The organism is Desulfofundulus sp. TPOSR (assembly GCF_011393055.1).
Lineage (GTDB): Bacteria > Bacillota > Desulfotomaculia > Desulfotomaculales > Desulfovirgulaceae > Desulfofundulus > Desulfofundulus kuznetsovii.
Window position 1 is genome coordinate 546,546 of record NZ_JAAOEF010000001.1, and the last position, 12,888, is coordinate 559,433.

Sequence of the window (12,888 nt, forward strand, 5' to 3'; positions counted from 1 at the left end):
TTTTTTACCTACCAGACTTTTCGACCAGCACAGGGTACCTGAAGAAATCAAACAAATACTTTTTAACCTGCTCGTAGCCCGCGCCCGCGTCAACCAGCGCGTGGGCCAGTTTTTCCGCCTTCTCGACACGGGATAGCTGGAAACTGTCAAGGTAGTCCCGGACATTCGCGTCAACAGGCAGTCCGCGCGTTTCCCGGTACTGCCTGGCGGTCATGCCCAGCACTGCTTTGTAGACCAGATCAGTCACCGCTTTGTAGCCCCACCCGTGCATTTCTTCATTCAGGCCGGACTCTTTGATGCTGTCGGTCAGGGTACGCCTGGTGATCTTGCCGACGGCCCGCTGTACTTCGTATGTTATCCGGCCCTGACGGATGGCTTCCGGTACATCCCAAACCCAGTCAATGAATTTGTTGGCCTTTGGCTTATTACTCCAACGGCAGATTTCGTAGACGTCCTTCCATGTGTATAAAACCACCTTTTGGATTCCGCCAGAGGGTAGCTCAATTTGGGCTACCCTTAAAAATTTGTCTAGCCGCTCCCGATACCGCATGTGGATGTTTTTGATAGCGTTTTCCGGATATTTATACTCCAGCGCTTCCCCTATCTGCCGCCTGGTCAACCACACTTCGCCGTTTCTGGACTCGTAGAAATTACAGACAACAGTGCCGAACGGTTCGGACTTGACCAGCCTGTATTCAGACTGCTTTCTCGGGCCTTTCATGCCGGTCTCACCTCCTTCCGCTAAAAAAAGAAAAAAGCCCGGCCTTTTCAGCCGGGTGCACTTCGGACAATTTGACCGATGTTAGCTCTGCGCGAAGTCCTCCGGTTCCAGCGTGTCCGCCCTGCCAGCCAGCACCGCCTTCCTGACCGCCTGTTCCACCAGCTTGCGGGCGTACCTGCCGTTGCCCAGGCTGCCGGTATCAGCCTGCCGGAATATTTCCAGCAGGACGGGTCCCACGCTGTCACTCAGGACAAACCCCTGCTTCCTGGCCTCCAGCCGGGCAATTTCCACCAGTTCTTCAGGCGTATAGTCGGGAAACTCGCAAGTGAACGCTATCCGGCTTTCAAGGCCGGAGTTCAGCCGGAACAGGTCCTGCATTTCCCTGGTGTAACCGGCCAGGATAACCACCAGCTTATCTCTATAGTCCTCCATAGCCTTTATAATGGTGTCCAACGCTTCGGCCCCGAAGTCCTGCGGGCCGCCGCGGGCCAGGGAATACGCCTCGTCGATAAACAGCACGCCGCCCATAGCCCTGTCCAGCACTTCCCGCACCTTCTGCGCCGTCTGGCCCACATAGCCCGCCACCAGGCTGGAGCGGTCAACTTCCACCAGGTGGCCCGAAGGCAAAGCGCCCAGGGCCGCCAGCAGTTCTCCTACCAGGCGGGCAACGGTGGTCTTGCCCGTACCAGGGTTGCCTAAAAAGCACATGTGCATGGACTGCTTCAGGGACGGCAGGCCCTTCTCCCGGCGGGCGACGTTGGCCTTTGCAACGGCCTCCACTTCGCGGAGGAAGGATTTCACGCTGGAGAGGCCCACCAGGCTGTCGATTTCGGCCCAGATTTCATCCAGGGAGCGGGTTTTCGCCACCGCCTGGCCTACAGCCGCCGCGACGTCGGCCCCGGTGATCATACTGGACGCCGGATCTCTCTCGATGGCCGCCGAAATAGCTTTTTCCACGACATTCCGGGCGTAACGGCCATTGCCCAACCGACCAATCTGGCCTTCCACCTGCCGGAAGTGGGCCAGGAGAACGGTCTGCGCGTCGTCGGCCAGGGCAAACCCCTGCCCCTTCGCGACCAGGGCAGCAATTTGAGCCAGTTCAACAGCCTTGTAGTCGTCGAAGGCGATTATTTGGCCGATACGGGACTTGAAGCCTTCATTCACCTTGTTGAGTTTTTCAACCACGTCGCTGTACCCCGCCACGATGACCACCAGGCGGTCCCGCTGGTTCTCCATCGCTTGGATAATCTCAGTAATAGCTTCACTGCCGAACCCCTGGTCGGCCAGCTCATACGCTTCGTCGATGAACAGCACGCCGTCAAGGGCCTTCTCGATGACCCGCCTGGCCGCCCCGCTGGTCTGGCCCACGTAACCGGCCACCAGGTCAGACTTGGACGCCGTGACCAGGTGCCCGGAGTTCAAAAGGCCCAGACCGGCGAAAAGCTCCCCGATGAGCTTCGCAACGGTGGTCTTACCCGTGCCGGGGTTGCCGACAAAGGCCATGTGCAGGCTCTGCTTCAACGGCGGCAGCCCCTGCTCCCTTCTCTTCACCTGCGCCTCGGCCAGCGCCATGAGCCTCCGCACCTGCTGCTTCACCCCTGCCAGCCCCGGCATGGCGTCCAGCTCTTTTAAGACTTCCTCCACCGGGCGGGCGTTCACCTGCGCGCCCCTCCCGGTGACGTCCCTCAGGGCGTCCAGCACGTGCTGGCGGGTGATCTCGACGCCCTCTTTGGCCGCGAACAGGGCCGCCCGGTCAACCGCCGCCCGTATCCCGGCGGGGGACGTGCCGTCCGTGACACGGGCCAGGTACTTCAGGTCGTCCCTGCTCACATTATTGGGCCGGTCTTTCAGGTACAACTCGAACAGCTTCAACCTGGCCTTCTCGTCCGGGTTGCCGATTTCCACCTTCAGATCGAAGCGCCCCGGCCTGGTCAACGCTTCGTCCAGGGTATCCGGCCTGTTCGTGGCCGCGATGACGAACACCCCGTCACTGCCGGAGAAACCGTCCAGGCAGGCTAAAAGGGTGTTTATGGCCAGGTCGGACGGGCTGTTGATTGAATGCCCAGTCCTCTTCTGGCCGATGGCGTCAAACTCGTCAAAGAAGATGACGCTGGGCTGGTTGGCCTTGGCGTAGGCGAATAAACTCCTGATATTTTCTTCCGTCCCGCCCACGTAGCCGGAAATAATACTGCTGGCGTTCACCACATAAAACGCCGTGCCGTACATCTCAGCGGCAGCCCGCGCAAATGATGTTTTCCCAGTACCGGGAGGGCCGTACAACAATAGCCCTTTTGGCGGCCTGATACCGTACCGCTGGAATTTCTCCCGCTGTGCCGGGTCCAGGGCGGCAACGAGCGCGTCCCTGGTGGCCTCCTTAGCCTTCTCTAAACCGATGATCCTGTCAAAGGCCGCAGGGTCGGGCTGCTTCTTCGGGAAGTATTCCACACCTGCAGGCAGCCGGTTTCCACCGGCCAGCGGCTGCCCCTGCGGGACGCCCTCCGGCTGGGGTTGGGAAAGCGCGTCCTCCGGGACGGGCGGGAGGAACCGGTACTCGTAGAGCGCACCGGCCCCCACCATGAGCACTGCCGCCGCGCCCGCCAGCCCGTTTTGCAACAGGGCCACAAGGAGCAGTCCCACCAGGGCCGAAAAGGACACCGGCCAGTGGCGGCACATGAAGTCCGCCGCCCGCAGGACGTAGTAGGCGCTGGTGTCCAGCCAGTCCGGTTGGACGTACTGGGGATTCCTGTTCATTACTCACTCACCTTCCTTGTAATTAGAATCCTGAAGTGCCGCTTCCACGTAGGCCAGGCCGAAGGGTATCGGCTGAAGAACCGGTACGTGACGGCCGCAGAAAATACTGTTATACCGACCAGGGCCGCCAGGAAGCCGTTGCGCGTGGCCCCGGAAATCAGGGACCACGCTATCAGACCGGCTCCCAGGGGCCACGCCTGGACGTAGAGAAACATGAATGCCCGCATCATGAGTTCCAACAGGGTACCGAATCCGTGCATGACCCAATCACTCCCCTATCATCCTGGAAAATTCGGTGCCGCCTACCATGTAAATCTTTTTCGACTCGGTCCGGGATACGGTGTCCCACTGGTGGTGCTCACCGGGTTGAGCCGTACCCTTGACCACGGTATACTGGCAGGCCCACTCCAACCCCGGTGCCAGGTTGTGCCCCGTTTTTACCCTGCCGTCCGCCTGCTGGTAGTAATACGGGGCGTCCTGGTCCGCCCGTACGATGAGGCTGTCACCAATACGCGCGGTGAAGGTAAATTTCTCTCCAGGGTCCAGTCTGGCGTCCTCCGGCGGAGTATTGTCCAGGTGCGTCACGCTGACCAGTAAAGGAAACAAGCCGTCACCGTAGTACAGCGTATAGGTCTCAGCCGCCCCGCGCGGAGACATATTCTCCACCGCGCCCTTCACGGCCCCCTGGCCGCTGACCGCGCCTTTCACTGCGCCGGTAGCAGCCCTGGAAGCTGTGGAAGCGGTTTTCATTGCAGCGTGTACTGTAAAAACCGTTAGGATGACAGCCACCAGGACGGCGGCCACCAGGAAATTAGTTCTGAACCGCACTGACGCTCTCTCCTTTCTGTTTCAGGGTGAAATTGAGGTCGGCTAAAACCACCGGCATGAACGGCCCGTACTGGTCCGTAGTGCTGGTGTAGCCGTCTTTTTCAACCTTCTTCCCGTGGGTGGCCAGCCTGACCACAAGCTGGTTTTTACCGGCCAACTCGATGGTCACCGGCTCGTCTTTAGAAACCAGCGCGTCCTTCATTATATCCCGGTTCAGGACTCTTTCCCCGTCCACGCTGATCTCCAGGGCCGTGCCGTAGGCGTATTGATTTAAGTTCCCCATGCTATTGGGCTGTGCCAAAGTAAACGTGACCCTGGAATACCGCCCGCCCAGGGGAAAAACGACTGACACTGTATAGTCGCTCCCGCTGTTCTTGCCGGGCCGGATCAGCAGGCCGGGATGGGAATAGTCCGTACCGGCCAGGGACGTCCCGTTAAACAGGACCAGTTCCACCGGACCGGCAACCTGCGGGTAAATGCCCTGCCAGCTCACCACGGCCTGGCCGCCGGACTGCTGCTGTTCCTGCTGCTGTTGTGGTTGTTGCGGTTGTTGCGTTTGCTGTTGCGGTTGCTGTTGCGCCTGCTGCGGCTGCGGCCGTCCCTCTCGCTGCGCGGCCTGCTCCTGGCGCACCGGCTGGTTGACCGGTTGACTGACCGGCGGGTTCGGGTGTACTCTACCGATAAGAGTTACCACTATCACCAGCAGGGCAAACAGCCCTATCCCCCCTATAAAAACCAGGTGGGGGGACTTCTGCCAGAGCGTTTTTATCCTGTCTACCATTTCCTGGATAAATTTTCGTACAGCTTCCAATGACACTCCCTCCTTTACTTGCTACTGCGCCAGGTCGCCCCGGTCGTCAGTACGGTACGTCACCGGGGATCCCGGCGTGACCGTACCGCTGACCCGGTGCCTGCCGATGGAGATTTCTCCCCGGTAGCTCACGGGTCCGGGGTCCGGCGTGCTAACAGTTATAGTGCCGTTTCTGGGGCCTGGGAAAACACAAGGAGCCTGGTACGTCCTGGTGCCGCTGGCGTCCGTCACTGTGACGATTAGTCTACCCCCGGACGCCTGTATGCTGGACTTCAGCGCCGGGGTTGACTGCCCCTGCACCACGCCTGAAATCAGTGCCAGGGCCAGCAGGAGTGCCGCCCCCAGGCCGACCAGCCCGCCCAACCCCTTCTTCGGCGGTCCCGGCGTTTCCGCCAGCTCCCGCCGCTGTTCCTGCACTGCTCCAATCTCCGTTTCAGTCCTCATCTTCCCACTCTCCTTTATTGGTTTTGCCGGGCCGGGAAAAAACCCGACCCGGCGGGTAAGTTAGCGGCCCAGCAGGTCGCGGATAAGCATCACCACTAACTGCCAGCCGCCCAGGATTATCAGGGCACCCACCGCCACGGCGATGAGCAGCTTCTTGCCCTGTTCGCGGGCCACCATGAAAACTATGCCCGCCACTATAAGCATGACGACTACCAGGGCGCTGCCTATCGCGGTCAGCCGCTCCTGCAGGCCCTGTAGGAAGCTGCCGGTATCGGTCTGCTGCGGCGCGGTGGTCACCACCGGGGGCGCGGTCTGCGCGTTGGTCTCCGTGGCGAAAGCAGGGGCCGCGACCAGGGCGAGGACCATGAGCGCGAGAATTGCGACGACCACTGTTTTTTGCATTGCCTTTCACCTCCTTCCGAAAACTTTTCCGGAGCCGCCCAGCTTGATTACATCCCTCCTTCCCGCCGGAAAAGCTGGCCCCTATAAAAATAGAAAAACCGGCCTCCACCGCCGGTCTGCGGAAGTCTTACCTTTTTCCATACCGGTAACGGTACTTACTTTGTGGCCTCCACAATGAAGGTTACAAACCGATCCCGGAAGGAGAGAATAACAGCATGTCACTCAACTCAAAATTGAGCCAACCAGACACTCTCCGCCAATCCCTCAATTTTGAGGGGTTGGCCCTTCCAGGTCCCGCCTCAGCCCGCAGGCTCCCCACCGGCCTTCTTCCCCTTCCTTCGCTTCTTCTTCTCGTTTTCGGCCTTCAGTTCCGCCGCCAGCTCCAGGAGCCTCTTCCTGCCGCGCTCGTTGTACCGGAAGGTGACCACCTGCTTGTCGCTGTACGGGGACTTGTCCAGGACGTATTTCCCGTATTCTTCCGTTTTCAGGTTGTGGGCCTCCGCCAGCCTGCCTACCATATTGGCCGAAAGGCCCGCCTCTCTCCCGATGTCCCCGGCGGAGTATGTCTTTTCGGTTTCGGGCAGGGGCAGGAAAGACGCTCCGGCTACGATCTCAGCGGCCTTGCACACCATTAACTGGATACTCTCGGGGGAGAGGATGTTTTGGTATTTTTCAGCGACTCCTAAAAGGATTTTTGCGCGTTCGTTTTTGATTTTCTCCATGTCCACATCCGCGCGGGTTAGTTTTTCCACCCCTTTCCTTCCTGGAAGCTCGTACCCGCCGGTCTTTCTGATCTCCGGCACAACGTCGCGGCGAATCCACTTTTTAAAGCGTTTGCCTTCCGGCTTGTCGGTGTAGGTTAAAAACCCGTACAAGCCTTCCTCGTAAAAAATAGTCAAATTCGGCGTCTTTGAACTGATGGGATTTAATCCAATCACATAATTTACCATTTCTTTAAACTTCTTTAAATCGCTTCCTTTGAGGACTTCGTACTCAAACCCCGGTTCAAATTCTTCCGCTTCGATGCAGTTTCTGACAGCCGATGCAGGATCATCGTACCCAAGGACTTCCGCGATCTCCCCCGCAATCCAGCAAAGCCTACCGTTCCAGATAAAAGTGTGAACCGTTTTTTCCCTCAAACTGTTTCGTCAGCACGACAGGGCTGTTTTCGCTCATCTGGGTTCCCCCTTTCAAAAATCTTCCAGGACCACCGGCCTATCCTCACCCCTCCTTCCCGCCGGAAACTGGCCCCTGTAAAATAAAAAGTCCGGCCTTTTCAGCCGGACACTGCCTGCGCCTACACCCCGGACATGAGCAGGACGGCGGCCAGAATGACCAGGCAGGCAGCAAATACCTGCGTCTCCCGCGCGTCCTGCCCGGTTTTTATCTCCCAACAGTACCGCTTTTCCGCCCAGCGGTGCGCTTCCCACCGGGAAACCAGGGCGTTCCACTTTCCCGCTGCCGGTGCTCTCTCCGGCAGCCGGGGCAGGTATACACGCCAGGGCTGCACCCCCGAACGGGTCATGCCATCAAGCATGATATGGGATACGCCGCCCAGGACACCGGCCAGCACCAGCAGGAAAGCTTTCAGAGCTATGGCCGCCGCTGTTCCTACCGCCAGCCCGGCCAGGGCCGCGAAAAATACAGTGTGTGTCGGACTTTCCCGGTGACCCCATTTTTCTTCCAGGTAGCAGGCCAGCAGGCGCAGGCGTCTCCCGGCATAGCTGCCGGGGTGGTCCACGTCCGGCAGCAGTGCCGCTACGCCGCCGATTATTGCGCCCACCAGCGGCTGCCCCGCAAGCGTACCGGCAGCAGCACCCAGGGCAGCACCGGCGGTGAAATGGGTCGTACCGGTCATGGAGTTTCACCCCCTTTAAACAAAACGCCCGGCTTCAATCGAAGTCGGGCGTCCCGGAAAACAGGTCGTCTACACTTACACTGCCGCCCCCGGACCGCTTCCGCTTCCGGTCAGGTGGGTCGGGTGTGTCTTCCCCCGCTTCCGGTATCGGCGGCACCGGCACGTCCCCCGATACTGGGGGCGCGTAGTCGGATATACTGCGCGGTTCCTGTGGTAATTCCCGGTACTCCTTCAGGTCGGAAAAAGCCACCGTGGTCATAAACAGCGGCCTCTTTGTGGGTATCCGGGCCGTGGCTGTGTAGAACGGCAGCTCCAGCATCTGCGGGGGTTCCATTAAGGCCATTTCCTTTACGGATTCGGTCCGCTTCGTGATTTCCGTTGCCCGCTGCCAGGGCATTGTCACGTCCCGACGGGCCGTGGTTTCTAACACCTTCGCCTTCCCGAACATTTCACAGAAATACCGGGCGGTCTTGATGTCGTTTACTCTTAATGACATACGCACGTCCATCTGTCCCAGTATCGTGTCCGCATCCGCCGCACCGTATAAGCTGGCAAACTGGGTCAGGGCCTGCATAATAACCACATAGGTAATTCCCAAACCCCGGTCAAAACTGACCCGCTGGTTGAAGTCCGGTATTCTACCGATGTTCGCAAATTCGTCCAGGATAAACCTGACCGGCACCGGCAGAGTTCCCCGGTTCTCTTCGGCAAAGTTGACCAGCCTTTTGAACATTAAAAAGTAAAAGGCGGTCAAAACCGGCCTCAAATCCCCCATAGTCGGAAGAATGCAAAACAGCGCCGTTTTCTTTTTTGCCACCTGCAGCAGGTCGATATCGTGCTTCGCCAGAACTCCGGCCAGCAGGCCGTCCGTCATCACGGCCACTTTATTCGCCACGCCGGTCGCAAAGTTGTTGAACATCGTTTTGCTGCTATTCCATTTTTCGTAGAAATATACGGGTAAATTTCCTGCCCGGTACTCCCGTTCAAACTCCGCGTCCAAAGCTTCTACCGGCCAGGCCAAAAGGGAAAACACCGTCCGCATGTGCCGCCACTCGTCGCGGAATTGAGAGTTATACCGGACCAGCCCGCATAATGCCGTGAACAGGTTGGTCTCGCCGCCCGCGAAGAACGGACTCTCTTTCCCGGCGCACTGTATCATTGCCTCACAAACCTGGCGAAATTCACCATCGTTTTGTGCTTCCATGATAGGGTTCCAGCCGTTCGAACCGCTAGCCGGATTTTTCAGGTTGAACACCAGGATGTCGTAATTGTGCCGCTTCAGAAATTCCGCTATCCCCGGTTCATACTCGCCCTGTTTGTTGTACTTCCCGGCAAGCAACTCACCCTTCGGGTCGCTGAGCACGATTGACGCGCCGTCGTAAACCGCTGAAATAATATTGGGGTAAACGAACCCGAAGGTCTTGCCGGAACCGCTTGACCCGAATACCGCAGTGTGGCAGGCCATGCCCTTTTTACCGATGGGCAAGCGGACAATCCTGCCGTCAACCCTGCCCAGGACTATACCGCCGCCGTTTTTCCCTTCCTTCGGCGGCCCGAATTCGCACAGGTCGGCCAGGTGTTTGTCGTCGGCCCACCCGCCTTCCACCACAGGGCGGCCCTGCACTACCCCGGGGCCGTGCATTTTCATCGCTTTCCGTCCACCGGCCAGGGCCAGCACCGCCCCGCCCAGGGCGCCCAAAATCAACCCGGCCCTGGCCGCCCGGTTGGCCGGGTCCAGGACATCCATTGTTAGCCACCCGGCTACGTCCAGGGGCACGGCGGGTCTCGCTCCCCCCAGGTGCTTCAGGGTGTTCAGCAGGTCAGCCGCGCACCAGAACGCCAGCGCCAGCCCCACCCCCAGGGCCAGGGGGAACAGGGCGGCAGCGGCCCGGCGGGTGTACAGGTACGCGCCAAAAGCCGCCGCACCCACCAGTACACCAACCGGGAGCGCTGCGACCAGGGCCAGGCCCGCCAGCCCCAGGACAGCGAAGGTCGCTATTTTCGCCTTGCTCATGCAGCCGTCCCTCCTTTTAATTGGTCAGCTCCCCGGCGGATGGCTTCCACCACCCTCCTGTAGTACGCCTCTATTCCCGGACCATCCGGGTCGCGCTCCACGTAAACGACCAGGGACACCGGGTCGGTACCCCAGTGGCTGACGGTCACCCTGTCGGCCAGGGCCACCGATTTATCCGCCAGGAACTCGTTGGCCCGGCGCTCCACTTCTTCCGGCGGGCCGGTAAAAATTTTCAGGACTTGCTCGCGCATTTCGCGTCACCTCCCTCTTTCTCTTGTCCTTTCTCTCGGTCTGGACGGGAGCAACAGCTGCAGGTCGGCCAGGTCCCGCTTCGTCACCCGGAACACTGCGCTCCTGCCCGTCTGCACGGAGTACCCTTTCGTTTTGACCACCAGGTAGGTTTTCCACCTTTCCCCGTGCTGCGGCGGGAGACCGCCCGCCCAGTCAAGCACCATGCCGTGGTTTCTCTCCAATAAAGCCCCCGCCCGGTTGACCAGGCCCACCGGGTCGGGTACCGGCACCTGGAACACCACCACGACCACTTTCGGCATGCTGCGGCCGGTGTAGTAGGTCTCCGGCACCCACCACTGCCCCGGCGTCATCCCCGACTGTTCATCATTCCACAGCGGGCTGATGCGCCTGAGCAGCCGCATCACTTCTTCCGGGTTGTACAGCGGAAAAACAACGACACGCCACTTCCGGCTCTGTTCATGTGTCGGCACCCCCACCACCTTCCTTCAGCCTGCTAATTACAGCCTCCAGCAGCCGGTCCGGGTCCAGGTCCGCCTTCCGCCCGCACGCTATTTGCGCCGCTATGACCGCCGCCGCCTTCGCGTACAGCTTCACTTCCGCTAAGTCGGCCCCCGGACCAGCCCCTAGCTCCCGGTAGAGACTGAGCGCCTCCACCAGGATGTCCGTCACCGTCCGGCCTTCGCCTTTCGCCTTCTCCTGCGCCCACCGGGCCAGCTTCTCCGGCACCCGGAAGGTCACCCGGACGGTCCTGCCCGCTTTTTTCACCGTCCCCACCTGCCTTTTTTGTTTTTTTTACCGCACCCCCCGGCCCTGCCGGGCCGCCCCCACGCTATTCAACCCCAAGGTAGACCGGGTTCCCCGCCTCCCCGGGCACGCCTGCGCCAGGCACCCCGGCCCGTCAGCTCACGGTACCAGCCATGTCAGACAGGACCGGCGGCCGGGATTAGGGGCCTGGTAAGCGTCAGACAACCGGTATATCGCAATATGACGATAAAACGCTGAACCGCCGGGCGCGCGGACGGCCATACACCAACAGTCTAGCTTGGGGTTTTACGTGGTTGGTGGACGCCGACGACAGGAGGCGGGGGGCCGTATAAAAAAAGAAAACCGGCAACCTGGAAATGGCTGCCGGTATACCGGTTAGTTCACCGCTTCCCGCAGTTCCTTCCCGGCCCGGAAGGCCACCACCTTCCTCGCAGGGATGGTGATGACTTCCCCGGTCCGCAAGTCCCGGCCCTGCCTTTCTGCCCGCTCCCGCACGATAAAAGCTCCGAAACCGGGATTACGCACTTCTTCGCCGCGTGCCACGGCTTCCTGCACCGCTTCCAGCAGGGCGTCCACCGCGCGGGCCGCGTCCTTCTGGGTCATGACGGCCTTTTCGGCCACGGCTTTGATCAGGTCGGTCTTGGTCAAGGCCCTTTCACCTCCTTTCCTGGTCAAAACGGGAACGCGCCGAGCAGTTGGTTCACAGCGCCGTTTACGGCACCGTCGATCACTCCGCTGAAGTCGGGCAAGCCTCCCGCGCCGCCGATAAACTGCGAAGCCACGGCGTAAGAGTAGTTTACCGCCGCCATCCCCAGGGCCGGGTGGGTGAGCAGCGCGGCAGCGAACATCCACACGCACAGGTTCGCCACCAGCCCGGCAAACTTCCCGAGTACCGGCGTCAGCAGCGCCCACAGGACCGTCCGGGCCAGGGAGGCCAGGACGACCAGCACGAACAGCCCGACGGCAAACTCCTCGAGCTGGGACACCATACCCTGCAGGTCGTTGAGAAAGCTCGTGTCGAAAAATGGCATCGGTATTGGCATTTTCCCTTACCCCCTCAAGAAAAGTTTTTGGATGAACAAGCAGGCAACCATGCTCACCGCCGCCCCCGTCAGCATCACCACCGGCCAGGCCAGCCAAACGAACCAGGCCGACCGGGACGGCTTCAAGTCCTTCAGCCAGTGCACCGTACTGAAAATCCCCCCGCCCAGGACCACGGCGTACCAGGTCAGGAATTTGTCAGGCCCCGCGACCAGGTAGCACGGCCCGGCCAGCAGTCCCAGCGCGGAAGCCAGGGCAATTTCGCGCTTCTCGGGTTTCACTGCACCACCTCCAAACAACCCGGTTTCCCTGATGGTACCACCGCGCCCCTGCCCGGCGCAAGCCTACTCGAACGCCGCCAGAAAACCGTCCGGGTCGGGTATGGTGGCGGTCTCTCCCTCTCCCGGCCTGACCCCAGGCTCCGCCGGGCGGCCCCCGGCCAGGGCCTCTTCCAGCCGGGCGCCCATCCGGACCAGGGCCTCTTCCAGGGAGACCAGGCGGCCCTCTATGGTGGCAAAACGGGCGTCTACAACAGCCAAAATCTCTTCCATGCGGGTGCCCAGGTCCAGGCAGGCCACTACGAAAGCAGTCCGACTCCCTTTAGGCACCCGCCAGATGGGATGCTCTTCCGGGACCAAAACTTCCAGTCTTTTCCGCTTTTTCTCCATTTTTTAACACCACTCTTTCCGGGTAGGTGTGACCGGGCCAGAGACCGCCCCTAGACCGGCCCGGAAACGGCCCGGAAAGTCGCCTTTAAAACACACCTCTATCTCTCACCGTGCCGGGCCTCCCGGTAGCCGGAAACCCACCGGGAGGAGAAGGGTCTAACTCCTTCTCCCGGCGGCACGGGCGACACGGCGGAGGGCGGAAAAGCGGAAGTTTTGGGCGTGCAGGCGCTCGGCAATACTGGTAACGAACGGCTTCGGCGGTTTGCGGTCCCTTTTCTTTTTTCGTACGCGCTTGTCAACCATTTATTTCTATCCCCTTTCTCCTACTTCATT

Annotated in this window: 18 protein-coding genes; all 18 read right to left on the reverse strand. The window is 60.3% G+C overall.

Features of this window, described 5'->3' with window-relative positions:
* Positions 1 to 4 precede the first annotated feature (4 nt).
* The 18 genes from G7K71_RS02820 to G7K71_RS02905 all read right to left on the reverse strand — a co-directional run bounded on the left by G7K71_RS02820 (position 5) and on the right by G7K71_RS02905 (position 12,858).
* The gene (locus G7K71_RS02820) at positions 5 to 721 is read right to left on the reverse strand and encodes a BRO family protein (RefSeq protein WP_166343321.1); all 717 of its coding nucleotides are present in this window, start codon (positions 719 to 721) and stop codon (positions 5 to 7) included.
* Positions 722 to 802: 81 nt separating this feature from the next.
* On the reverse strand, positions 803 to 3,472 hold the full coding sequence (locus tag G7K71_RS02825) for an AAA family ATPase (protein WP_166343323.1): 2,670 nt from the start codon (positions 3,470 to 3,472) through the stop codon (positions 803 to 805).
* A complete protein-coding gene (locus G7K71_RS02830; RefSeq protein ID WP_166343325.1) occupies positions 3,472 to 3,732 on the reverse strand; it encodes a hypothetical protein in 261 nt (86 codons plus the stop codon). Before G7K71_RS02830 ends, G7K71_RS02825 begins: the two co-directional genes overlap by 1 nt.
* A 7-nt stretch (positions 3,733 to 3,739) precedes the next feature.
* Complete coding sequence (locus tag G7K71_RS02835; protein WP_166343327.1) at positions 3,740 to 4,300, reverse strand: hypothetical protein; 561 nt, start codon at positions 4,298 to 4,300, stop codon at positions 3,740 to 3,742.
* Entirely contained in the window at positions 4,284 to 5,111 is an 828-nt protein-coding gene (locus G7K71_RS02840) for a hypothetical protein (RefSeq protein ID WP_166343329.1), read from the reverse strand. The genes G7K71_RS02835 and G7K71_RS02840 overlap by 17 nt, the downstream gene beginning before the upstream one ends.
* A 21-nt stretch (positions 5,112 to 5,132) precedes the next feature.
* Entirely contained in the window at positions 5,133 to 5,555 is a 423-nt protein-coding gene (locus G7K71_RS02845; RefSeq protein WP_166343331.1) for a hypothetical protein, read from the reverse strand.
* Positions 5,556 to 5,615: 60 nt separating this feature from the next.
* Complete coding sequence (locus G7K71_RS02850) at positions 5,616 to 5,957, reverse strand: TrbC/VirB2 family protein (RefSeq protein ID WP_166343333.1); 342 nt, start codon at positions 5,955 to 5,957, stop codon at positions 5,616 to 5,618.
* A gap of 299 nt (positions 5,958 to 6,256) precedes the next feature.
* Positions 6,257 to 7,096: a Bro-N domain-containing protein gene (locus G7K71_RS02855; protein WP_166343335.1), complete on the reverse strand. Its 840-nt coding sequence runs from the start codon at positions 7,094 to 7,096 to the stop codon at positions 6,257 to 6,259.
* A 158-nt stretch (positions 7,097 to 7,254) separates the two neighbouring features.
* On the reverse strand, positions 7,255 to 7,815 hold the full coding sequence (locus G7K71_RS02860; RefSeq protein WP_166343337.1) for a metal-dependent hydrolase: 561 nt from the start codon (positions 7,813 to 7,815) through the stop codon (positions 7,255 to 7,257).
* A 34-nt stretch (positions 7,816 to 7,849) separates the two neighbouring features.
* Positions 7,850 to 9,829 carry a type IV secretory system conjugative DNA transfer family protein gene (locus tag G7K71_RS02865; protein WP_166343338.1) on the reverse strand — a complete coding sequence of 660 codons (1,980 nt, stop codon included), beginning with the start codon at positions 9,827 to 9,829 and terminating at the stop codon, positions 7,850 to 7,852.
* Positions 9,826 to 10,080, reverse strand: coding sequence for a hypothetical protein (locus G7K71_RS02870; RefSeq protein ID WP_166343340.1), 255 nt, complete (start codon positions 10,078 to 10,080; stop codon positions 9,826 to 9,828). The genes G7K71_RS02865 and G7K71_RS02870 overlap by 4 nt, the downstream gene beginning before the upstream one ends.
* A 6-nt stretch (positions 10,081 to 10,086) precedes the next feature.
* Entirely contained in the window at positions 10,087 to 10,551 is a 465-nt protein-coding gene (locus G7K71_RS02875; RefSeq protein WP_166343342.1) for a hypothetical protein, read from the reverse strand.
* Positions 10,538 to 10,846, reverse strand: coding sequence for a hypothetical protein (locus G7K71_RS02880; protein ID WP_166343344.1), 309 nt, complete (start codon positions 10,844 to 10,846; stop codon positions 10,538 to 10,540). Before G7K71_RS02880 ends, G7K71_RS02875 begins: the two co-directional genes overlap by 14 nt.
* Before the next feature lie 375 nt (positions 10,847 to 11,221).
* Positions 11,222 to 11,494, reverse strand: coding sequence for an HU family DNA-binding protein (locus tag G7K71_RS02885; protein WP_166343346.1), 273 nt, complete (start codon positions 11,492 to 11,494; stop codon positions 11,222 to 11,224).
* A 23-nt stretch (positions 11,495 to 11,517) separates the two neighbouring features.
* Positions 11,518 to 11,889, reverse strand: coding sequence for a hypothetical protein (locus G7K71_RS02890; RefSeq protein WP_166343348.1), 372 nt, complete (start codon positions 11,887 to 11,889; stop codon positions 11,518 to 11,520).
* 6 nt (positions 11,890 to 11,895) lie between these two features.
* Entirely contained in the window at positions 11,896 to 12,168 is a 273-nt protein-coding gene (locus G7K71_RS02895; protein WP_166343350.1) for a hypothetical protein, read from the reverse strand.
* Between the two features lie 63 nt (positions 12,169 to 12,231).
* Entirely contained in the window at positions 12,232 to 12,555 is a 324-nt protein-coding gene (locus G7K71_RS02900; protein WP_166343352.1) for a hypothetical protein, read from the reverse strand.
* Between the two features lie 156 nt (positions 12,556 to 12,711).
* Entirely contained in the window at positions 12,712 to 12,858 is a 147-nt protein-coding gene (locus G7K71_RS02905; RefSeq protein WP_166343354.1) for a hypothetical protein, read from the reverse strand.
* Positions 12,859 to 12,888 lie beyond the last annotated feature (30 nt).

What these genes read in the sequence shown, in the direction of transcription:
- G7K71_RS02820 (WP_166343321.1), bottom strand. Translation starts at nt 721, where the DNA reads ATGAAAGGCCCGAGAAAGCAGTCTGAATACAGGCTGGTCAAGTCCGAA.
- G7K71_RS02825 (WP_166343323.1), bottom strand. Translation starts at nt 3,472, where the DNA reads ATGAACAGGAATCCCCAGTACGTCCAACCGGACTGGCTGGACACCAGC.
- G7K71_RS02830 (WP_166343325.1), bottom strand. Translation starts at nt 3,732, where the DNA reads ATGCACGGATTCGGTACCCTGTTGGAACTCATGATGCGGGCATTCATG.
- G7K71_RS02845 (WP_166343331.1), bottom strand. Translation starts at nt 5,555, where the DNA reads ATGAGGACTGAAACGGAGATTGGAGCAGTGCAGGAACAGCGGCGGGAG.
- G7K71_RS02850 (WP_166343333.1), bottom strand. Translation starts at nt 5,957, where the DNA reads ATGCAAAAAACAGTGGTCGTCGCAATTCTCGCGCTCATGGTCCTCGCC.
- G7K71_RS02860 (WP_166343337.1), bottom strand. Translation starts at nt 7,815, where the DNA reads ATGACCGGTACGACCCATTTCACCGCCGGTGCTGCCCTGGGTGCTGCT.
- G7K71_RS02865 (WP_166343338.1), bottom strand. Translation starts at nt 9,829, where the DNA reads ATGAGCAAGGCGAAAATAGCGACCTTCGCTGTCCTGGGGCTGGCGGGC.
- G7K71_RS02870 (WP_166343340.1), bottom strand. Translation starts at nt 10,080, where the DNA reads ATGCGCGAGCAAGTCCTGAAAATTTTTACCGGCCCGCCGGAAGAAGTG.
- G7K71_RS02890 (WP_166343348.1), bottom strand. Translation starts at nt 11,889, where the DNA reads ATGCCAATACCGATGCCATTTTTCGACACGAGCTTTCTCAACGACCTG.
- G7K71_RS02900 (WP_166343352.1), bottom strand. Translation starts at nt 12,555, where the DNA reads ATGGAGAAAAAGCGGAAAAGACTGGAAGTTTTGGTCCCGGAAGAGCAT.
- G7K71_RS02905 (WP_166343354.1), bottom strand. Translation starts at nt 12,858, where the DNA reads ATGGTTGACAAGCGCGTACGAAAAAAGAAAAGGGACCGCAAACCGCCG.